Below are 22,844 nucleotides of genomic sequence, written 5' to 3'. Positions count from 1 at the left end.
ATGTTAGATAAATATTATACCGTAAAACAAGCAGGTTCTCACGAAAAAATTATTCAAAAATCAAGATTTATTGGATATGTCGAACGTGTAAATAATGAAGAAGATGCGAATGAATTTATTCAGAAAATAAAAAAGCAACATTATAACGCTACTCATAACTGTTCAGCTTATATTATTGGAGAGCATGACCAAATTCAAAAAGCAAATGACGATGGGGAACCAAGTGGCACCGCCGGGATTCCGATGTTGGAAGTGTTAAAACGTCTAAACCTAAAAAACACTGCCATCGTTGTGACAAGATACTTTGGCGGAATCAAACTTGGAGCAGGAGGTTTAATACGTGCATATAGTTCGACCACCTCGGAAACAATCAAGAACACAGGAATAGTCAAAGGAGAATTAATGCAAGGGATCTCGTTGACTGTCGAATACCCGTTATTGGGTCGGGTAGAAAATGCGTTACATCAATCTCCTCATATCATTGATGAAATTAATTATCTTGAAAAAGTGGAGCTTATTGTTTATGTACATGTTCTTGAAGTCGATACGTTTAAAAAAGAAATGATTAATTTAACTAAGGATCAGATTGTGATGACAGAAAAAGATAAAAAATATATTGAAACAGACATAACATCTGAATTGTAATTTTTAACCTTATAACTGTCTGTTAGAAGCAACTAGCATCGTTTTTTGCAATTCATTTATAACAAAATCTAGTAATTCGTCAGTTGATGTAATATTATGACTTTCCGTTTCTTGTATAAAATTTTTAAGTAATTTTTTTAGTTTTTCTTGATCCATAAACGTATTCACCCTTATCCGATTTTTTCAACACCGAACCCACTTGAAAAAAACACGTTACTACATTCTACATTATCTTAAACAAAAAATGTAAAATCGACAAGCATTAACTGTAATTTTCCCTAAATTATTATTATCATATGCAGGAAAGGATAAAATGGAAATTTGTACTATATATTTTTTTAGAGGATGTTCAAAAAGTCCGGTAAAAACGACACTGCGAATTTCGCACGAATGCTTGTTTCTCCGCTACTCATGTATCTAAATTTATACATTCCGTTGACGGGAGCTGCGCCGCCTTGAACTTCTTGGTTCTTTTTATCCTCCTTTTTGAACACGCACTTTTTGCAAAACAATCTTATTTAATTTTTTCTATTTATTTTTTCAAGATAAAAAGCTATACTTGTTTAAGATTGATACGTATCACCATTTTGGGGGGCTTTTAATGAGAAAATTGCTTGTTATTACCGCATTGATATTTTTATTCGTTTTATTCGGGTGTTCAAAAGAAAACTTAAGTCCAAATGACCGAATGAAGGAATACGTTGATGCGTGGAACGATTCACAATTTACTAATATGTATGAGATGCTTACTGAGGAAGTACAGGAGAATTATTCTACTGGAGAATTTACCGATCGCTATGAAAAAGTTTATCAAGATTTAGGAATCGATGATTTGAAAATTAGTTATTCCGAACTATCGGATGATACTGCAAAAAAAGCTATTAATGAAGGAACCGCTACATATACGTTACAAATAGAAATGAATAGTATGGCAGGTCCAATTGAATTTACTAGGGACATGACGCTATATTTACAAGCAGAAAAAGAAGATGATGAAGACGCAAAAGAATGGTATATGGATTGGGATCCAGGTTTTATTTTTCCCGATTTAGCAGATGGTGGTAAAATTAGAATTGAGACGGAGCCAGCTAAACGTGGAGAGATTCTCGATCGAAATCAAATGCCACTAGCTATTAATGATATCGCTTATGAAATTGGTGTTGTTCCAAATAATTTCCAAGACGAAAAAACAGAAATAGAACAAATTGCTAATCTATTAAATATTTCTGTAGAATCGATCAATGACAGTTTAAGTGCTTCCTGGGTGGAAGAAAGTCATTTTGTACCTTTAAAAGTAGTTCCAAGTACAGCCGAAGAAAAGCTAGACAAATTATTCGAAATACCCGCTGTCACATCTGTTGAAACGACGGGTAGAACCTATCCCGCTGGTAAAGCTGCAGCCCATTTAACAGGGTATGTCGATAAAGTTACCGCAGAAGAAATTGAGAAATTCCCTGAGCAGCACTATAAAGAGACAGATGTCATCGGTAAACGTGGATTAGAACAATTATATGAAGATACACTGCGTGGAGAAGACGGTGTCAAAATTATTATTGAAAAACAAGATGCCGATCAAAAAGAAGAAATTTTGTTAGCTGAAAAGCCAGTTCAACATGGGGAACATGTACAAGTTGCTATTGACGTCAATATTCAAGAAAAAATATTTAAAGCATACGGTGATCAATCCGGTACAGCTGCAGCCATTCACCCTAAAACTGGAGAGATTCTTGCACTAATAAGCAGTCCATCATTTGACCCAAACGAATTAACGTATGGAATTACACAAAAGAGATGGGATCAATTAATGGAAGACAAAAACCAACCATTTCTTAATCGTTTTACAGCAACTTATGCACCTGGCTCTGTCATTAAGCCCGTTACTGCTGCTATCGGACTGTCCAATGGCACGATTAAACCTGAAGAAGGAATAACAATTAATGGTTTAACTTGGGGAAAAGACAATTGGGGAAACTTTAAAGTAAAACGTGTTTCCACAACCTCAACACCAGTCGATCTTCGAGTTGCGCTATTAAAATCAGATAATATATACTTTGCGATGAAGGCGGTTGAAATGGGTGAAAATAAATTTATCGAAGGGTTAAAACAATTTGGAATAGGTGAAGAATTACCTCTATCTTATCCATTTTCAGTTTCGCAAATTTCCAACAGTGGAAAATTAAACGACGAAGTTTTACTGGCAAATACAAGTTACGGGCAAGGCGAAATCGAATTAAGCTCTTTACATATGGCACTTACGTATGCCGCCTTTTTAAATGATGGTAATCTGATTAAACCTTGCTTTTTGGTTGACGATCCAAAGGGTGAAGTATGGATTGAGAATGTAATGAGTAAGGAAGATGCTGAATTAATCCAAGACTATTTAAGAGATGTAGTAACGAACGGAACTGCAAAAGTTGCGAATAATGATAAAGTTGCTATCTCAGGAAAGACCGGCACTGCTGAACTGAAACTTTCCCATGATTCAAAAGGGCGTGAAAATGGTTGGTTCGTTGGTTATCCGACAGATGATCAAGATATCCTAATTGCAATGATGATGGAGGGTGTTGAAGATATAGGTGCAAGTAGCTTTGTAACCAAAAAAGTTGCAGATATTTTAATCGACATAAAATAAACATTAATTACGAGTAGTCAAAGAAATTTGAATCCAAACTAATTTCAAATTTATTTCATTGGAATTAGTTCGGATTTTGCTTTTAATTACATACATTTACTTGATATTTCCATAAACTGTTGAGCAATATAAGTTGATAATTTATCGGTCAACCTAGATACTGAACCGTTGATTTTCTCCTTCGGGCAGTTCGCACATCCTTCCGCACAGCGGTCTGCTTCTGGAGCAGAAAACCACTGCTTCTGAGTCTTCAAACACGTGCTTTTCCCGCAGGAGCCGACTGTCCTCCAGCTTCAATCAACCACCACCATAATAGCGGTATTGAACAGTATGGTTTTAAAAATAACCACCCCAGCGAAGGAAATACACGGAGACTCCTAAGGAAGGATAGGCCTTGGTGAGACGTAGCACAAGGAAGGCTAAGGCAGCCGCTCGTGGAAAGCGGAGTGTATTTCCGTAGCGGTAGGTTGATTACCGAATTTACTGCAAAGTTTATTTCATTTACGAATTGGCACTCAATCGTTGAAATAATAATCCTAACTTCTTCTAAGTTTATTTTTCCTTTACATAGACTGTTTTAGTTTTTCATACTTAATTTTATTCAAAAAAAGAGAATTTCCTATTTTCATAGAAAATTTCTCTTATAATAATTTAACTAATGTGTTAAAAGTGTGAATATCATGTTCATCCAACGATTTGTCAATTAGTCGTTTAATGTTTTGAACCTCCAACTCTTTAATCATTAATTCAGTTTGCTCATTTAATTCATTTTCTTGTTTTTGAACTTCTATTGATTTTTCATAATAAGGTTTAATGATCTCCTCTAACTGATCCATGAAATCAACCAATGATGTTAATTTTTTCATCGTGATATAAATTATCTCTTTACCTTTTTGAAACGCAAATTTTGTTTCTGTGTTAACAACTTGCTTCGTTTTCCGGTTAATTAATATTTCTTGACCTTCAATTGGAACAAAATGGTATACCTTCTTATTAATAAACAATGAGAAATACTGATAAGCCAATATGATGCGAATGTATTCTGAGTTCATTTTAATGTAATAAGGCTTTAATAATTTAACCGTTACCATTTCCCCCACCTCCTAATTGAAGCAAATATTGTTAGTTGATTTATTTTACAATGAATTCTGAAAAATTGCAAGAGTGAATTTATTGTTTTGTTGTAATTTTTTGGAGAACACTCTCCAATTCTTCATTTTTTGGTAATTCAAAATATGTTTCTCTCTCTAAATCTATTGGTTTTATTTCTTTAAGCTTTTTTACTCCAGACTGCATTTCTTTCTTATATAAATTTGTTAATCGCTTAATTTCGAAAGCGTATTTTTCATCAGTACCAGGTGTTACGGCTTCTTCATAAAGATCGATAATTTTATCCTCTTTCCGGGAAGGAAAAAACTCATGAGGATCTGTACTATCAAATAAACAATAGTCAAGGTCACGGATGATAAGCATATCGATACTATTTGGATCAAAACTGCAACGATACAACTCTACATCGAGCCCATGTTCTTTACAAGCATCTAACACTTTTCGCATAAAAACAGACTTCCCTGTTCCTGCACGACCCTTGATAAAAATACGATTTTGTATAGGTTCAATTATATGTTCCACTACATTAACGACTCCATCAGCCGTATTTGTCCCGAATAATCGTTCGTAGATCACTGGCTGTTTCTCTTTCTTCTCTACGTCTTTAAACAACATTGACATAAATTCTTCAGCCACATGATCTGCTTTTGAAAAATCCATTTCATCAATATATATTTTTTCTAAGTCATCATGAATTGAAAGCCCTTTTTTAAAATGGGAATATGCGACCTGACATAAGTCACTTATTTTACGATCTATTTTTTCAATAACCTTTTTGTCTATATTACTAAGTAAATAATCTTCAAGATTTATATACTCCGCATCTGCAATTTTATCTTGAACGACTTGTTCTGCCAATACTGCAACAGACGATTTTCTCATGACAATCCCTTCTATATATTCTCCGGATCGGGTGCTTTCTATTATTTCGATTTGTTCTTTCTCTTCAAAAGGTGCAGTTAATTTTTCGAGAATTTTTGCTTTCACTCTACTTGATGGATGTTGCAAAACAATTATTCTGTTTATCCCTATTAAATTAGTAGATAGAAAGTTTACATATCCATCTGCAGTATGACCACTTACATAATATTTCGTAATATAATGCACCATATACACTTCCTTTAATTACGTTTACACCCATTATATGTCCCAATACTAAATATGTTTGATTTTTTAAGTATATTGGTTTAAAAAAATCCAAATTAACTTATAGTGCGTGTTCAATCCTCTTATAGTGCTTTTATCTTTGTATTATACGCTAGTATGCTAATTTTTTTAATTGTTTCAGTTCTACATCTGTAAACAATCTTGGGTGGATTGAAAACCGTGTTCCTTGATCCTTCCAACGAAAATATACCTAATCCCCCAACTGGAACTACCGTCACAACAATCTAAATTGTAGAAACATAAGTAAACATTAACGGTCAGTGCTTCGTCAGTCGTTGATACACTTTCAACCATTTTAAATATCCTTCCCTCTTACTCTTAGTATATTGTACATTTTTAATTATGATGCAACTAATTATAGTCAAGTTGTAAAAAAACTCCTACAATCTATTGTCGTAGGAGTTTTGATCATTTATTAAGTTAAGCCACGATCCTTCACTACTACTTACAAGTAAGTTTTTCGAGATGGGGAAAAGCATCTCTTCATAATAATTCCCCCATTGTCTTCCTTGCATTTTGTTTTAATCATCCGTAATGGGTGCATCATCTTTGTTATGTATATTACTTGATTAGTGTTCGGATAATACTTCATTTCCGCATTTTTCTTTACTCTTTTGATAAAAAATAGCATTTCTTCAAGACGAAGATTATAGAATTATTTATAGTCGTTGTATCCTCGATCAAACAAATGAATTGTATTAGAATCAATCGCAAACGAATAGATGTTCCACCAGAGGATGTGAGAGATTTAGGTGCAACGAAACCCAATCAACACCGTATTTCTTTTTTCCATGAAAAAGCGAGGAATACATTGAAGTAAAGTAGGCGTAGAAGCTATGGTGAAAATAAAACAAGGGATAGAAAATAATACGTTAAGAGAGGTATATTTAACATCACAAAAAAGAAGTTCTGATCAAAAAATTCCTTCTTAGAAAATTGATCTCATTAAATTCCTTCTTAGAAAATTGATCTCATTATAACCTTTAAATACAATCGACTTTACCTTACCAAATTATATATGATATTTATGAGCCTTGCGGTAATCACAATACTCATAATTATTCGACCTGTAGTTGTTTCACCAGTAGCAAAAAACACAAAAACCTGGGCTTATCCCAAGTTTTTCGTTGTAAAATAAAATAGACTAAAACTTCTCATTTCAGTCCGATATCATTATTTCTATTCTAAATCTGGAAGAATTCGAACCTCCTGTTTCATGTCGGATTGACATAGTGGACATTCAGGCTGCTTAGCAAAGCTGAATGATTCTCTCATCCAACCTTGACAGTCATCATTTGTACATGACCATACATTCGTTTCAACCTCTGGTAATGGTTCTTTTGGTCCTCTAGAAAAAGCCATTGTACCATCCCCTTTCACTTATCTTTATTATACCCCTTTTTTTAAAATAAAGAAAGTTGACATAACGAAATAGTTTAGACTTGCTTTCAATACTCGTCCACTTTGCTAAGCTAATTATCTTGATATCATTTCGCGAATTTTTTCGATGAAAACTCTCACTGCTATTAGTCTTTCCTTTCAAATGGAAAGTATTCATTAGAAAACTTGGCTTATCGCCAAGCCTTAGTTGTACTTATGCAGTAGGAAAGTTTTATACTTTCATATCTGCAAAAAAACGGTCCATTTACAGACCGTTTATTCTTGCTTTAAAACATATTTTTCTATCGCCTTTGCTACACCATTTTCATTATTTGTGTCTGTTACAAAGTCAGCAGTTTCAAGAATCAACTGCTGTGCATTTTTAACTGCTACTCCAATACCAGCTTGTTTAATCATTTTAAAATCATTTAGACTGTCCCCAACCGTCATTACTTCACCCATTGTTATATCCATCCGTTTACAAATCGTTTCAATCGCATAAGCTTTATTAATGCCAAATTTATTTATTTCAATATTAGTTAGCGACGAGTTTGTAATTTCAATGTCTTTGACATTATTCAGTTCATTCAATAATTCCGTTTTTTCTACTTCTGTTAAATTTCCGTAACCAATTTTTAACCATTCATGATCTGTAAACTTTTCAGGTCTTCTAGCATTAACAAAGATTTGATCAGTCGCAACTAACCACATATGTAAATTTCGTTCGTTTCCAAGCTGCCATAATGTTTCAATTTTTTTAGCGTTTAATGGATGACGTTCAATTACTTCATGGTCGGTGGTCCAAATTTCAGCGCCATTAGATGTAATAATATAGGACGACAAATTAAGTTCTTCGGAATATGTAGCACATAATGACAAAGGTCTACCTGTACTTAGAACAATTTCAACACCTCGTTGTAGCGCCTGTTGGATGACATCATGCGTATAAGGCGTAACTACACCATCATCGTTTAATAATGTTCCATCCATATCGAGAGCTATTAATTTTATTTTCGACATAACAATCTCCTTTAATTTTCCAATACATATTTATTTTGTCCTGCTTGCATACCAACATAAATAATCATAAACGTTATTCCAATTAATAGGATAAGTGGAACTGTCCACGCATGGGTAATATCATAAATAAACCCAATAAAAATTGGACCAATAGCTGCAAGTAAATACCCAATCGATTGTGCCATTCCGGAAAGTTCAGCCGCATCCTTTGCATTTTTTGCCCGAATAGAAAGAAGTGACAATGAAAGAGCAAAATTAGCACTTGAAGCTATTCCAATGAGTGATATCGCAAAAATAATTAACGCAAAGCTTGGCTTAAATAATAAGATAGCAATACCAATTATATAAAGGATGTTATTTGCTAATACTAACCCTCTTTGTGATTTCATTTGAACGGCAATCATCGGGATAATAAAACTAATCGGAATTCCAAGTAACTGAAAATAAGATAACATATAACCAGCAGTTGCTTTTCTCATTCCTTGATCCATCAGTAATTCGGGTAACCATGAAATCGTTACGTAAAAGATTAATGACTGGAACCCCATAAATAATGCAACTTTCCAAGCAAGTTTAGACTTCCAGATACTGCTTCCTTGTTTCGACTCAAAAAACCTTACTTGTTTTTCAAGTTTATCTTTTCCGCTTTTCTTATATACAAATAGCCAAATAATCAAACCGGCGACAGCAGGCGTTATCCAAACGAATAAGGCTACTTGCCAACCTAGGTTTAGCCCATCTGATAAAGGAATGCTTACACCAGAAGCCGTTGTTGCAAGTAGTGACATCGATGTTGTGTAAATACTTGTCATAATCGCTACCTTCGTCGGAAACTTTTCTTTAATAACTCCAGGTAAAAGCACGTTACAAATTGCAATCCCTAATCCAATGCATAACGTTCCCAAAAATAGTAAAAAAACAACAGAAATAGATCGAAGGCTAATGCCAATTATTAAGATTAACAAACCTAATACAAGTGTCATTTCATTCGATAGTTTATTAGCTAATTTAGGAGCCATCGGTGACATAATGGCAAACGCAATTAAAGGTAAGCTCGTCAGCAACGCCACACTCCAATTGGAAAAACCAACATCATCCCGGATTGTTCCGATGAGTGGTCCTACAGATGTGATTGCTGGACGTAAATTAAACGCAACCAACACAACCCCGATCACTAATAAAGTTTGATATAATCTATTATCGTTTTGTAACGTTTGAATGTTCTGTTCATTCACACCATAAAACCACCTTTCTAACTACCTACCAATGATAACACAGTATTACATCCTAGTCTTATTTTTTTAAACGAAAATTATTTTCTAATATCATAATTTTTTCATGCTTTACAAGCAATTTTAAACGACAACCAATTGTCAAATGAGGCAAAACATGCTAACTCGGGAGGAAAATTGTAGAGTTGTTATTTGGTGAAAATGTACACATAAAAACACCCCAATATATTGACTTTATGCCTAATATTGGGGTGCATCTTAATCAATCCATAGCAATTAATTATTTTAGAAAATTATGAAGAAGCAGGATTTGTAACAGTTTGTTCACCTATACCACTATCATCTTCACGCTGCTTTTGGATGAACCAAACAACTAGTAACAATACGATTCCAATAAAGTTGGTTATCATTTCCGGCATGATTAGTAAAATTCCACCAATAAATAATAGTAATCGTTCCCAAGTTTTCGAATGCCTTATATAAAACCCCATCATGGCACTACTAACCCCGATCATTCCTAATAAAGCGGTTGCTATAGCGATACTCATTTTAAAGAAAGTAGCATCCACCATTAAAAGAATAGGATCATAGACAAAAATGTACGGAACGATAAAGGCTGCGATGGCCAGCTTAACTGCCGTGACTCCACTCATAAACGGATTTGCTCGTGCGATACCTGCTCCTGCATATGCGGCAAGACAAACAGGTGGTGTAATATCAGCAACAATCCCAAAATAAAATACAAACATATGAACAGCAATTGGAGCAATATCAAATCCATTAATTAATGCAGGTGCGGCAATGGTTGCAGTTACAACATAGTTAGCTGTTGTTGGCAAGCCCATCCCTAAAATTAGACAAGCAATCATCGTGAAAAACAACGCTAAAATTAGATGTCCTGCAGATAAAGCAATAATACCAGATGCAAATTTTGCACCTAGACCCGTTATACTTACTACTCCTGCAATAATACCGGCAGTTGCAACTGCTGCAATTACGGGTAAGGCTACTCTTGCCCCTTGTTCCAACACATAAATTGTTTTTCTAAACGACATACGTGACTCTTTACGTACTAAACTAACTAAGTATGCTGTAATAATCCCATAAATAGCAGCACGCTGTGGTGTAAAGCCAACCATCACAGTGCCGATAATAACAAATAGTGGAAGCAACATATACCCATATCTAAGCATTTGTTCTTTTAATTTAGGTAGTTTTTCTGGTGGCAGTCCCAATATCCCTAATCTTTTCGCTTCATAATGGGTTCCAATAAAAATTCCAGTAAAATACAATACTGCCGGTATTGCTGCCGCTATCATAATTGCTCCATACGAAACTCCCAAATATTCCATCATAATAAACGCAGCTGCTCCCATAACCGGTGGCATAATTTGCCCTCCTGTTGAAGCAGAAGCCTCTGTACCCGCAGCAAATTCAGGTTTAAACCCGGAATTTTTCATCATCGGTATTGTAAATGACCCGGATGCTACAGTATTTCCAACAGAACTTCCCGATATCATCCCTTGCAATGCACTTGCTATAACAGCTGTTTTTGCTGTTCCGCCCGTAAACCTTCCCGTTAATGCGAAGGCCAAATCATTGAAGAACTGACCAATTCGGGTATGAATGAGCATGACACCAAAAAATAGAAACAAAAAGATAAATTTGGCTGAAATTTGAATTGGCGTTCCAAAAACACCACTCTCTTGAAACCATAAATTTGTCGTTACCCGGTCAAACGAAAATCCAGGGTGAGAGAGTATTTGCGTTGGGATATAATTTCCAAGCAACGCATATGCTATCATCACAGATGCCACAACCACAATAGGTAAACCTACAGTCCTTCTTGTCGCTTCTAACAATAATAAAATTGCAACAATGGAAATGATCGTATCAATTGTACTATATCCAGATATTCTACTTTGAATAATCGAGTCAAAAAATATTATTTTATGATACGTCACATACATCGCCGAGAATGCTAAGATAACATCATACCACGGTACCGTTTTTTGCTTTTTTTGCCACCCTTTTTTTGCTGGATAAAGTAAAAATATAATACCAAGTGCAGTTCCTAAATGGATTGCCCCTTGTTTTTGAGACGGCAGGGTGCCGAAATAACCTGAATAAATATGGAAAATTGTTAATGCCACACCTAGGAAAGTAACAACCCAAGCCCATTTTCCGATCTTTTCACGAAAATTACTTTCACGATCATATTTTTCCAATATCTTTTGTGCATCTTTTTCCGCTTGTGCTAGTTCTGTTATCGACTGTTTATTCCCCATTTATTTACACCACCCTTTGATTGGTTATAAAATAAGGAAAAGAGCGCTATTTAACAAGCTTCTTTTCCCTGTTGTATAGTTTTATGTCATCGATGTAAATTACTCAGAACCACCTAAACTAGTAATTCCTGTTGTTTCTCTTGTAATTATTTGAACAACTTCTGGATAAATATGACCAATAAAGGCAGCATTTTCAATTGGATTTCCTTCAAAATCTCCTTTTCCATTAATCGCATCAAGAGAAGGTACGTGAACTGCCATTCCAAGATCCATCTGACCTTCCCCGATTGTTGCTAAATTTTCAACTGATGCACCCGTCTCCATATTGGTAAAGCTACTATCTAAATGATTATTCCAAACGTTAGCAATCTCACCACCTAAAGGATAATATGTTCCTCCTTGACTTCCCGTCCCGAGAATAAACTCATTTTTTCGGTCGCTCTCATCAGCTGTAAGTTCCGCAACCGGATTATCGACAGTTAGTCCTTGTTCTTCATAATAACGTTTTGCACCAGGATGAATTGGCAATCCATCTGCACCATTAAGTGCATTCTCTAATGTCATATCTGCCCCTTGAGCATGTGTCACTTCATCTGCATGTTCTAACATGATTCTAGCAAGCTCATAACCTAATTCTTCATCAATAGTATCTGTATTCCCCATCAAAACAGCATATGCTGCAACTGTTTCAACATCTGATTCTAAAAAATCATAGCTATCTTTTGGGATCGTATAACGCTTATATTCCGTATTCGCTTCAATTTCTTCAATCGCTTCATCTGATAAACCGAGCATCACAACGTCTCCACTCGATGCTTGCAAGCTTTCAATACTACCTGCTGGAAGCCCTAAAATCCCTATAGAAATATCAATATTTCCATCTTGCACTCCGTCCGCCGCATCACCAAATGCTTCCTGGAACACTTGATAGTCTCCCTCTTCCAGTCCGTGAGCTGCCAATAATATTTTCGAAACGGTATTCGTTTCACTAGCTGGTGGTCCGATCGCTATCTTTGCATCTTTTGCACTTCCTTCATCACTTGAAGAATCATCTCCGGCTTCTTTTTCTCCTCCCCCACAAGCTGCTAGCACCATCATTACACTTACAAGCATAAAGATAAATGTTAGAAACCTAGTTTTACTCATTTTTATCCCCCTTAATTTTAGCTCGTATTGGCAAAAGTTTATTAGTAAAACTAATCCTTTTCCCAGTTTCATGCATTTTTATACTAAAAAACTTGCCACCCCCTTATATTAAGTGTAGTCTCTCGGAAATTAATTTTCCGTATCGGCTCTAGTCTTTTGACTAGAGCTTTTGTATTGCTTCACCCCCAAATCGCAAAATCCCTAAATCATATTACTTGACTTTTTAAAATCGCCCCAATAATCGATTTGAAGGCATTATTTTTTGCAAAATGGGGAGATTTTGATGATTACACAAACACCTTCACAGGATGATTACTTAGCTTACCCTGAATGGAAAATTGGGGAAAGCATCTTAGACTCAGCCTTCGATGCTTATCCCATCTATGAAATGTTGGAACACGATGACGTTTCTGCCATCATTGACCTTAACCCAAGGGGTTCCAAACAGTTCATCTATAATGAAATGGATATCAACTTGGACGGTGTTCCCGTGTGCCCCATTGGTCGTGAAATGGTTAACTGGGGCGTGGATAAAAAACGTTACCGTCGCAAATGGCGTTGCCCTGCAGCCGTTGGAAAATGGGAATGCCAAAACCCGTGTTCAGATTCAAGCTACGGGAGAACATTTTATACATCAACTAAGGACAATCCCAGACTTTTTTCACGTATAAAACGTGATAGTAAGGAATGGTACAAGCGCTATTCCCTTCGCACTGGCGCTGAACGTTGTATCAAACGTCAAAAAATTGATTATGACCTGGAGGGCTCCAATGGTCGAAGTTCCCGTCATTGGAACATTCGTACATACATCATTGCTATGTGCCAACATGCAGATGCATGGGTTAAGGAAGCCAGCAAAACTCAGTTTAAGGAGTTGCATGTAAAAGCAAAAATGATATTAGCCATCTAAAAATAGGAGTTTTTAAAATATGTATGTTGCAGGGTTCTTTGGCATAGACTTTTTTAACGAAAATGTTAAAAAGTGTAACTTGCCCCAGAATCACTCAATTACTTTCCGAGTCTCTATTAAGTTAATAATGAGGTTGCCACACACTTAAAATTTCCAAAAAAGGATGTAACAAGTTGGTAACTCATTTTATATCACACTTATTAAAATATATCAAATTTTTTAAAAAAACAATTTTCATGTTGACAAGTATTATTCTTGGTAAATCGTTGCCCGTGGTCTTTACATGAACCAGTTGATAAACCTTATCGAAAACTAGAAGTTGATGAAGTGTCCGTAATGGCGTTAGAAAGAATTCTTGGTAGAGCAGCAATCAGCCTAGCTTTTTGTTTAGCCGAGCCCGACAAATAAGCTATCGGCGTAGCGAATTCTTGACAAACCGAACTTGACAATGGTTTAAAATGGAAAGTCAAGGGTTATTTGGCATGCCAACTTTTTGTCCTCTTCGCCCTTGACACCTCAAACACAAACCATTGTCGTGCTTGTCAAGAGCGATAGCGGTCGTTTTCAAGCCATCAAAATTCAAAAGCTTTTATTTTTCAGCACTATTCATAAAACTTTTTACATTATCTTTTAGCTTTCATGTAAACTACCATGAGGTTTCATATTAAGATAAACCCTCCCTATGTTTGCAAGTAGTTTTATCATGACAAGCTTTATAAATGTATACGGCTAAATTAAGTAATTCACTTGTCCTATAACTAATTGATTGCTTGTTTCATTGTATGAAAGAGTCATTCAAATCATGTCAAGATTACCCGTTTTGATTGCTTCAAATGGTGAACTAATGACTATTCATGTTATAATACGAGTGAACTATTGAAGGAGGAACATATTTTGAGTGAACCACAATTAGTCTATTCTAGTAAAATTAATAAAATCCGAGGCTTTGCGCTCAGTTTAATTTTTATTGGTATGATAGTCATGTATGGGGGGATTTTAACCAAAAAAATACCGTGGTTAATGCTAACCTTCTTTGTGCTTGGTGTTTTATTTATCATCTTCAGCACAGTCGTTTATTTTTGGATCGGTATGTTATCCACGCGTGCGATTCCAATAATTTGTCCAACGTGTGAAAAGCCGACGAAAATGTTAGGCCGTGTCGATGCGTGTATGCACTGTAAACAACCTCTTACACTTGATAAAGAACTAGAGGGTAAAGAGTTTGATGAAAAATATAATTCACGGAAATACAGACGACAATTAAAACAAAAACAAAACGAGCAATGAGGGATAACATATGGATACATTAAACAAACCTCCATTCCTTCGGTTCGACTTTTCTATAAATGACAAAAATTCAGATCCTGTTTGTTTTATAAATCCAGTAAAAATTATTACCACAAAAAATTTTGTTGAAGTTGCTACATGCTTGGATGAGGTAAAATGCGCAGTAAATCATGGCTTTTATGTGGCGGGATATATGAGTTATGAAGCGGCTTACGCTTTTACACACCGAATGAAGGGGTTCCCGGCGATTACAATGCCACTCTTATGGTTCGGTGTTTTTACGCAACCGACTAATTGGTCGAAAAGAGAAATGAAAGATTTTTCAGTTGGAAACTGGAAACTAAATCAAAATAAAGAGGAATATGAAGAAGCGTTTCAACACATCCAGCAAGCAATCGTTGCAGGTGATACAGACCAAGTAAATTATACTGTACAGTTTCAAGCTCCTTTTTCAGGCTGCTCATTATCATATTATGAACAATTAAAACATGCTCAACAAGGTCGATATAGCGCTTATTTAGATTTAGGAAATGAACAAATTTTATCAGCTTCACCAGAACTCTTTTTTCGTTTACAAAATAATATTATTACAACGAAGCCGATGAAGGGGACTATTCATCGTGGAAAAACATACGAGGAAGATATTAAGAATGCTAACTGGTTAGCCGCTTCTCATAAAAATCAACTAGAAAATAATTTAATAACGAAATTAATGGTTGATGAACTTAAAATGGTAACAAATGAATCAAGTATTGAAATAATCGATCAATACCAAATTGAAAAATACCCGACAGTATATCAGATGACTTCAACTATTAAAGGAAGTATTTTGCCTCATGTAAGTGCGGTCGATATATTAAAAACACTATTTCCATGTGGCTCGATTACTGGTGTACCAAAAGACAAAACTATGGACATTATCGCAAAGCTTGAGAAGAATCCTCGTAATGTATACTGTGGAACAATTGGTTATATAACCCCAAATAATGATGCCATATTCAATGTTCCAATTCGTACCGTAACGATTGATCAAAAAAGTCAACTTGCTTGTTATGGTGCAGGAGGCGGAATTACTAAACAATCAAATATAGAAGAAGAGTTTCAGGAAACATTAACAAAAACTAAAGTTTTATATAAAAAACAAAGATCGTTCTCTCTATTGGAAACATTTGGTCTAAAACAAGGAAAAATTATTGCTTTTGAAGAACATATTCAACGAATTAAAAATTCAGCTGATTATTTTAATATACCAATTCATATAGATTCGATACAAAATCAACTACATATATTGGAAGAAAATAATAAAGATGGGGAATGGCGAATCCGTTTATTAGTTAATCATCAGGGAAAAGCAAATTTTGAAGTAAAACCTTTATCAAAGTCAAAAAAGGCCATCGTTAAATTAGCTTCCTCGCCAATCAACAAAAACGATATATTTCTATATCATAAAACGACAAATCGAACAGTATATGAAGAACGATTAAAAGAAATAGACGATGTGTTTGATGTATTATTATGGAATGAGAATAATGAAATAACTGAATTTACAATAGGGAATATAGTTGTTGAGCGTGGGGATGAACTACTAACGCCGCCAATTCAATGTGGGCTTCTTCCTGGAACGTTTCGTGAAAAATTATTAAAAGCAGGAACTATTAAAGAAAGTAAAATTACGAAAGAGGATTTAAATCATTGTAAAAATATTTGGTTAATCAATAGTGTGAGAGAATGGGTACCTGTAAAACTCATATGCGAATAAAGGCATAAAAAAGGAATCGTCAAAAGTGGCGATTCTTTTTTAATACATTTTATAAATATTATTGAACCCTTAACTTTGAACTTTAACTTTAGCACAATTGTCACATTTACCGTATAATTCCATCCGGTGATGACTAATTTCAAATCCACTTACTTTTTCCGCTAATGATTCAATTTCATCCAAAGTTGGATAATGGAAATCTACAATTTTACCGCAATCTTCACAAATTATATGGTAATGATCTTTCATGTTACTATCAAAACGGCTCGAATCATCTCCATAAGTTAATTCACGAACAAGACCAATTTCACGTAAAATTCTTAAATTATTATATACAGTAGCAACACTCATATTAGGAAATCTGTCTTCAAGTGCTTTGTAAATTTCATCAGCAGTTGGATGAGACATAGACGTAAGCAAATATTCAAGAACCGCATGACGTTGTGGTGTAATTCTAACCCCAGACTTCTTTAATGTTTCAATTGCAACTTCCAATTTGCCGTCCGACACCGTCATGCACCTCGCTTTCACTAATATTTCATAATCTATATTATTAGATTATAATCGTTATCATTAGTGTAACTTGTAAATCATATATCTGTCAATCTAAATATACTACTGAATAATAGTTAGTCTAAATTAGTTCTTATTTTAATCACACTTTTGCCACAATAAATGAGAAGCTATATAGGACATTGAGAAAACTTACCAATTATTATAAATCAACTTTTAATGGAATCTCTTGCCCTTTTAATTGATGATTAACATATCTTGCGGCGACAAACAAATAATCCGACAATCTATTCAAATAAGAAATTGCCATCGTATCTTGAAGCTCATCTTGAACAGCTACTGCCATTCGTTCCGCTCTTCTTACTACCGTTCTGGCCAAATGAAGGGCACTAGAGGCACGGTGGCCAGATGGTAATATAAATTGAGTTAATGGTGGTAAGTGTTGACTCCACTCATCAATTTGCTCCTCTAATTCTGTTATATGCTCTTCTTTTAATTTCCATGCCACTTCTCTGTCATTAGGTGTAGATAATTCTGCTCCTACATGAAAAAGAATCGTTTGAATACGATACATTTTTTCTAAAAAGTGTTCTTTTTCATCCCATGTCACATCATTAAGTAAGCTAAGTGCAAGACCAATCATTGAATTAGCTTCATCACATGTCCCATATGCTTCAACACGCAAGTCATTTTTAGCAACTCTTTTTCCGTACACTAAAGAAGTCGTACCCTTATCACCAGAACGTGTATATATTCGCACCTTTTCTCCCCCTTATTCAGCTAAATTTTCTTTAACAAAACTTAACGTTTCTTCAATATGACCTTTTACACGAACTTTCCGGTATTCTTTTTGCACAATTCCTGCTTTATCAATAATAAATGTAGACCGCTCGACTCCATAAAATTCTTTTCCGAACATCTTTTTTAATTTCCAAACATCAAATAATTTCGCTACTTCTTGTTCCGTATCAGCAAGTAACTGAAAAGGTAGATCATGTTTATCAATAAACTTTTGGTGCCGTTCGATTGGGTCTGGACTAATTCCAATAATAGCTGTATTTAGATCTTTAAATGCGCCATAATTATCGCGAAAATCACAAGCTTGTATTGTACACCCAGGAGTCATATCTTTCGGATAAAAATAAAGCACAACATTCTGACCTTTAAAATCAGATAAACTAATAGTTTCACCTTCTTGATTTTGCAATGTAAAATTCGGTGCTGCATGGCCAACTTCGACTGTCATTTGTACCTTCCCCTTTCTATTTTAAATAATTATCCTTAACTACATCATAGACAAAATACCACCATCTTTCTATTAATTACGTTTTTCACCTTTTAAGTTTACGATGACAATAATAATTCGTGTGATAAAATGGAGATAAGTTTACTATTTAGGGAGATGTTTCATTTGAATATTAAACCTTCAAAAAAGATGTCGATTTTTTCTCCTGCTATTTTTGGTCAATTAAAAATTGCAGCAAATAATAAAAGAGCTGAAGGAGAAACGGTGATTGATTTAAGTTTAGGGAGCCCTGATTTATCTCCTGCCCCTATTATTCGAAAAACTATGGCAACCGTAAGCGAAAATCCAGCTATGTATGGATATACGCTCAGTGGTACCGAACGATTTAATAAAGCTGTCGCAAGTTATTATAAACGGAGATCTAATGTTAATCTCGATCCAAATACTGAAGTTTTACAAACGATGGGCTCTCAAGAGGGACTTGTTCATCTTCCACTCGCTTTTTGTAATGAAGGTGATATTGTACTAACGACAAACCCCGCCTATATCGCTTACGATACTGGTATTAAATTAGCTGGCGCTGAACCTTATTATATGCCACTTCAGGCTAAAAATAACTTTTTACCTAATTTAAATGCGATACCAGAAAATATCGCACAGAAAGCAAAAATACTTATCTTAAATTTGCCGGGTAATCCAGTTCCGGCTAGCCCTAATGAAGCTTTTTTTGAGGAGGTCGTTGCATTTGCTAAAACATACAATATAATCGTACTTCATGACGCTGCTTATTCTGAATATTATTTTACTGGTGATGGACCAATAAGTTTCTTGGCAACACCAGGAGCGAAGGAAGTAGGATTGGAAATAAATTCTCTGTCAAAAAGCTTTAGTTTGGCAGGAGCAAGAGTTGCGTATATTGTTGGGAATGCAGATGCTATTCGGATAATGAGTGAATTAAAGTCAAATTTGGATTATGGAGTATTTGCCCCAATTCAGGAAGCGGCAATAACTGCACTTGATCATGCAGAAGAAATTACGAATCGGTTACGGGAAATATTTTCCGAGCGCCATCAGATTTTAATGAAGGGATTAGAAGAACTTGGATGGGAAGTTACCCACTCAAACGGGGGAATGTTTATATGGGCTAAATATCCTTATAGCTTAGATGACAAAAAATTTGTATTTAAAGCAATTGAGCAAGTTGGAGTAATCATGATACCAGGGAGTATTTTTGGTACAGAAGGAAAAGGCTTCGTACGAATCGCACTCGTGCAAAATACAGAATCCTTACAATTAGCAATTGAAAAATTAAAGAAACTAAAAATGTCATAAGACTGTTGTAGTAGTAGAGCCAAATTATGAAAATTATAGTTTGGCTTTACTTTTAGTAGGTTGGGAAACCTTATTGCTAATTTCTATTAATTGTGACACGAGACTCGGCACCTTCCCAATCAACTCGACATGTTTGAGATTGACTCGACATCTTGAAAATCCACTCGACATGAAAAAACTCGGCTTCTATCATTTAACGCTTTTTTGCAGAAAATTTAAATTTAAAAATTTAAGACAAATGGAGTTGGTAACAAGTACTCTAATTGGAAAAAATTGCGCTGATTACGATCAAATTCATTACATTTTCCTCACTCATCTTCTAAATTCATCTTACGTCTTGACTGGAGCAATTCTCACCACTTGAGCGATTTCCACCGCAACTTGAAGATTGGATATTTTTCCTTTTAAAGGATGTTCAAAAAGTCCGGTAAAAATGATACTGCGAATTTCGCACGAATGCTTGTTTCTCCGCTACTCATGTATCTAAATGCATACATTCCACTGCCCGAAACTGCGCCGCCTCGAACTTCTTGGTCCTTTTTATCCTCCTTTTTGAACACGCAATTTTAGGATATAAAAAGATAAATTTATTAATGACTGTTTAAAAATAACAAAAAAACTTGCAGAGAAAATTCACCTACTTTCTCTACAAGCTGATAGAAAGCCCTATTTGAGCTTTCTATTTTATTAACTCTGTACTAGCATCAAAGTCCTGCACTTGATATAAATCATAATAACTTCCACGCTTTTGCATTAATTCAGCATGTGTTCCAGTTTCCGTTATTCTGCCATGTTCAATGACAACGATACGATCGGCATGAGTAATTGTTGCGAGTCGGTGTGCAACAATAAATGTCGTTCGGTCAGCTGCTAATTTTTCAAGTGCTTCTTGAATAGTATGTTCACTTTCTAAGTCTAGTGCAGATGTTGCTTCATCAAAAATGAGTATAGGCGGATTTTTTAAAAACACTCTTGCAATCGCAATCCGTTGCTGCTGCCCACCTGACAATTTAACTCCCCGTTCTCCAACGAGTGTATTATACTTGTCAGGTAATGCTTCAATAAAATCATGCGCATTGGCTGCTTTTGCTGCTACAATAACTTCTTCATCAGACGCATGTGGATTTCCCATCTTAATATTCATTGCAATCGAATCACTAAACAAAATATTATCTTGTAATACCATTCCAATATTATCTCTTAATGAACGCTGTGTTACATCACGAATGTCGATACCATCTACTTTTATAGATCCATCTGTCACATCATAAAAACGGGGGATAAGACTAATTAATGTTGATTTCCCCCCTCCACTCATTCCGACGAATGCTATTGTTTCCCCTTTATGGACATCTAAATCAACGTGCTTTAACACTTCAAGTTCATTCTTATTATATTGAAAAGAAACATGTTCAATCGAAATATCCCCTTGGACCCGGTCTAATTCGATCGCTTCAGCTTTATCGGTTACATCGTATTTTTCATTCATAAATTCAAATACTCTGTCGATTGAGGCAATAGACTGAGTTAGTGTAGTCGAAGCGTTAATTAATCTTCTTAAAGGACTATATACCCGTTCCATATACCCGACAAAAGCTACCATCGTCCCAATCGTTAAACTTCCTGAAATAACTTGATATGCCGCAAAAGCAATGACGAGTAATGGTGCAAGATCCGTAATCGTGTTCGTTACAGCAAAGGTTTTCGCATTCCATTTTGTATGGTCTATCGCTTTCGTTAAAAAATTGCGGTTACGTTCGTCAAATTGTTCTTGTTCATAATCCTCTAAAGCAAAACTTCGTGTTACAGGAATCCCTTGTACCCGCTCATGCAAATGACCTTGCACTTCCGCTAATGCCTGAGAGCGATCCCGAGTTAATTTTCTAAGTCTTGCATAAAAATATTTAACTGCAAAACCGAACAATGGAAACAAAATAATTGACACAATCGTTAGTTTAAAATCCATCGTTAGCATAATTCCAATAGCAATTAAAATTGTTACGATATCAAGCCAAACATTCATTAAGCCTGTAATAACAAACGTCTTTGTCTGTTCTACATCATGAATTACTCGGGAAATGATTTCACCAGTTTTTGTATTGGAATAATATTTTAAACTTAACCGCTGAATATGATCAAAAAGTCGATCACGTAAATCATATAAAATCTTACTTCCAACTAGTTGGGCTAAATATTGCCTGTAGTACTCTATCGGTGGCCGTAAAATAACAAAAATAGTAAAAGATATTCCCATTAGCCAAAATAACTGATTAAGTTTTTCCGCTTGTGTCATATCGCCTTGAATAATTGTGTCGATAACATATTTTAAAATAAGCGGAATTAGTAAAGGTATTGCAAACTTAAAAATACCAATAACTATTGTCCAAATAATATGCCAAGTATATGGTTTTACATACTTCATATATTGCTTAATACTACTCATCAACATCTTCCTTTATGAAATAATCCTATAACGTTCGATTGAAAAATTCGAAAAACCACCTTACCTTTATAAAGCCTTGCTACATATGTAACAAGGCTTAAATTTTTCTACTATTCATATAATAAAACCAATGATTAAAAAATGTTTCGTTGAAAGGGTCTTTTCGCCCCCTAATCCAATCCTCGAGCTCAGCAATTCCTTTCATTATAGATCTGGAAATATGTTTCGAATAATTAAATTTCACTCTATTTTCCTCAAACTCATCTTGATCTATAATTTGGTAAGAAAAGTCAGGTTGAACAATAACATCAATGTCATAATCGATATAGTTTAATGTTTTATCTTTATACGTAAAAGGCGAGCTTAGATTACAATAATAATAAAAGTTGCTATCACTTTTTAGCATAATGATGTTAAACCAAAAACGGCGATCAAAATAAAATATAGCCGGTTCGGTGGTTCGCCAAACTCCCCTTCTTGCATCTTCAACGATCGTTTGATCATTGCCACCAATAATTACATGATCATCAGCGAAAAGTACGATGTTTTCCTTCCACCGCCTATGTAATTTTAGATCATGCTTCAAACTTGTAATTGCAATGGTGGAACCAATCCGAGGATTATCCATAGACCTCCCCTTCCTAAACCAACTATATTAAGTATACAGTTAGAAGTAATGGAATTAAAGTTTCTTGTTTCAAGAAAACAGCACAATTTATTATTAAAGTTATATT

20 protein-coding genes are annotated in these 22,844 nt (G+C 35.0%); 7 read left to right on the top strand and 13 right to left on the bottom strand.

From position 1 onward, the window contains the following. Positions 1 to 645, top strand: a complete 645-nt coding sequence (locus tag SPD89_RS16315) for a YigZ family protein (RefSeq protein ID WP_336263013.1) — start codon at positions 1 to 3, stop codon at positions 643 to 645. A 9-nt stretch (positions 646 to 654) separates the two neighbouring features. Here SPD89_RS16315 and SPD89_RS16310 read toward each other — a convergent pair whose 3' ends face one another. Continuing rightward, positions 655 to 801: a hypothetical protein gene (locus tag SPD89_RS16310; protein WP_336263012.1), complete on the bottom strand. Its 147-nt coding sequence runs from the start codon at positions 799 to 801 to the stop codon at positions 655 to 657. A gap of 445 nt (positions 802 to 1,246) precedes the next feature. On the opposite strand from SPD89_RS16310, the gene SPD89_RS16305 reads away from it, so the two are divergent. After that, entirely contained in the window at positions 1,247 to 3,277 is a 2,031-nt protein-coding gene (locus SPD89_RS16305; protein WP_336263011.1) for a penicillin-binding transpeptidase domain-containing protein, read from the top strand. 641 nt (positions 3,278 to 3,918) lie between these two features. On the opposite strand, the gene SPD89_RS16300 is transcribed toward SPD89_RS16305, so the two are convergent. The 7 genes from SPD89_RS16300 to SPD89_RS16265 all read right to left on the bottom strand — a co-directional run bounded on the left by SPD89_RS16300 (position 3,919) and on the right by SPD89_RS16265 (position 12,620). Beyond that, positions 3,919 to 4,368 (bottom strand): hypothetical protein, encoded by a 450-nt coding sequence (locus tag SPD89_RS16300; protein WP_336263010.1) that lies wholly within the window; start codon positions 4,366 to 4,368, stop codon positions 3,919 to 3,921. Positions 4,369 to 4,447: 79 nt separating this feature from the next. Further along, positions 4,448 to 5,494 (bottom strand): hypothetical protein, encoded by a 1,047-nt coding sequence (locus SPD89_RS16295; protein ID WP_336263009.1) that lies wholly within the window; start codon positions 5,492 to 5,494, stop codon positions 4,448 to 4,450. Between the two features lie 1,239 nt (positions 5,495 to 6,733). Then, positions 6,734 to 6,916: a cold-shock protein gene (locus tag SPD89_RS16285; RefSeq protein ID WP_336263008.1), complete on the bottom strand. Its 183-nt coding sequence runs from the start codon at positions 6,914 to 6,916 to the stop codon at positions 6,734 to 6,736. A 294-nt stretch (positions 6,917 to 7,210) separates the two neighbouring features. Next, positions 7,211 to 7,954, bottom strand: a complete 744-nt coding sequence (locus tag SPD89_RS16280) for a Cof-type HAD-IIB family hydrolase (protein WP_336263007.1) — start codon at positions 7,952 to 7,954, stop codon at positions 7,211 to 7,213. Positions 7,955 to 7,965: 11 nt separating this feature from the next. Further along, positions 7,966 to 9,189 carry a CynX/NimT family MFS transporter gene (locus SPD89_RS16275; protein ID WP_336263006.1) on the bottom strand — a complete coding sequence of 408 codons (1,224 nt, stop codon included), beginning with the start codon at positions 9,187 to 9,189 and terminating at the stop codon, positions 7,966 to 7,968. A gap of 290 nt (positions 9,190 to 9,479) precedes the next feature. Then, positions 9,480 to 11,474 (bottom strand): TRAP transporter permease, encoded by a 1,995-nt coding sequence (locus SPD89_RS16270; protein ID WP_336263005.1) that lies wholly within the window; start codon positions 11,472 to 11,474, stop codon positions 9,480 to 9,482. 99 nt (positions 11,475 to 11,573) lie between these two features. Further along, positions 11,574 to 12,620 carry a TAXI family TRAP transporter solute-binding subunit gene (locus SPD89_RS16265; RefSeq protein ID WP_336263004.1) on the bottom strand — a complete coding sequence of 349 codons (1,047 nt, stop codon included), beginning with the start codon at positions 12,618 to 12,620 and terminating at the stop codon, positions 11,574 to 11,576. A 283-nt stretch (positions 12,621 to 12,903) separates the two neighbouring features. On the opposite strand from SPD89_RS16265, the gene SPD89_RS16260 reads away from it, so the two are divergent. The 4 genes from SPD89_RS16260 (at position 12,904) to SPD89_RS16245 (ending at position 16,576) form a co-directional block, all read left to right on the top strand. Beyond that, entirely contained in the window at positions 12,904 to 13,530 is a 627-nt protein-coding gene (locus SPD89_RS16260; protein WP_336263003.1) for a hypothetical protein, read from the top strand. Between the two features lie 255 nt (positions 13,531 to 13,785). Further along, on the top strand, positions 13,786 to 13,938 hold the full coding sequence (locus SPD89_RS16255; RefSeq protein ID WP_336263002.1) for a hypothetical protein: 153 nt from the start codon (positions 13,786 to 13,788) through the stop codon (positions 13,936 to 13,938). A gap of 486 nt (positions 13,939 to 14,424) precedes the next feature. Beyond that, positions 14,425 to 14,817: a YgzB family protein gene (locus SPD89_RS16250; RefSeq protein ID WP_336263001.1), complete on the top strand. Its 393-nt coding sequence runs from the start codon at positions 14,425 to 14,427 to the stop codon at positions 14,815 to 14,817. Positions 14,818 to 14,827: 10 nt separating this feature from the next. Then, positions 14,828 to 16,576, top strand: coding sequence for a chorismate-binding protein (locus SPD89_RS16245; RefSeq protein WP_336263000.1), 1,749 nt, complete (start codon positions 14,828 to 14,830; stop codon positions 16,574 to 16,576). Positions 16,577 to 16,645: 69 nt separating this feature from the next. On the opposite strand, the gene perR is transcribed toward SPD89_RS16245, so the two are convergent. From perR to bcp, 3 genes are all read right to left on the bottom strand, one after another. Next, a complete protein-coding gene (perR, locus tag SPD89_RS16240; RefSeq protein ID WP_336262999.1) occupies positions 16,646 to 17,092 on the bottom strand; it encodes a peroxide-responsive transcriptional repressor PerR in 447 nt (148 codons plus the stop codon). Positions 17,093 to 17,291: 199 nt separating this feature from the next. Further along, positions 17,292 to 17,849 carry a cob(I)yrinic acid a,c-diamide adenosyltransferase gene (locus SPD89_RS16235; protein ID WP_336262998.1) on the bottom strand — a complete coding sequence of 186 codons (558 nt, stop codon included), beginning with the start codon at positions 17,847 to 17,849 and terminating at the stop codon, positions 17,292 to 17,294. 12 nt (positions 17,850 to 17,861) lie between these two features. After that, entirely contained in the window at positions 17,862 to 18,335 is a 474-nt protein-coding gene (gene bcp, locus SPD89_RS16230) for a thioredoxin-dependent thiol peroxidase (RefSeq protein ID WP_336262997.1), read from the bottom strand. Positions 18,336 to 18,500: 165 nt separating this feature from the next. Here bcp and SPD89_RS16225 point away from each other — a divergent pair, with 165 nt between their 5' ends. Continuing rightward, a complete protein-coding gene (locus SPD89_RS16225) occupies positions 18,501 to 19,667 on the top strand; it encodes an aminotransferase class I/II-fold pyridoxal phosphate-dependent enzyme (RefSeq protein ID WP_336262996.1) in 1,167 nt (388 codons plus the stop codon). A gap of 679 nt (positions 19,668 to 20,346) precedes the next feature. Here SPD89_RS16225 and SPD89_RS16220 read toward each other — a convergent pair. Continuing rightward, entirely contained in the window at positions 20,347 to 22,110 is a 1,764-nt protein-coding gene (locus tag SPD89_RS16220) for an ABC transporter ATP-binding protein (protein ID WP_336262995.1), read from the bottom strand. Positions 22,111 to 22,207: 97 nt separating this feature from the next. Next, positions 22,208 to 22,738: a DUF402 domain-containing protein gene (locus SPD89_RS16215; RefSeq protein ID WP_336262994.1), complete on the bottom strand. Its 531-nt coding sequence runs from the start codon at positions 22,736 to 22,738 to the stop codon at positions 22,208 to 22,210. Positions 22,739 to 22,844 lie beyond the last annotated feature (106 nt).

This window comes from Pseudogracilibacillus sp. SO30301A (genome assembly GCF_037072025.1).
Lineage (GTDB): Bacteria > Bacillota > Bacilli > Bacillales > Amphibacillaceae > Pseudogracilibacillus.
This window is presented reverse-complemented; position numbering and strand designations above follow the sequence as displayed.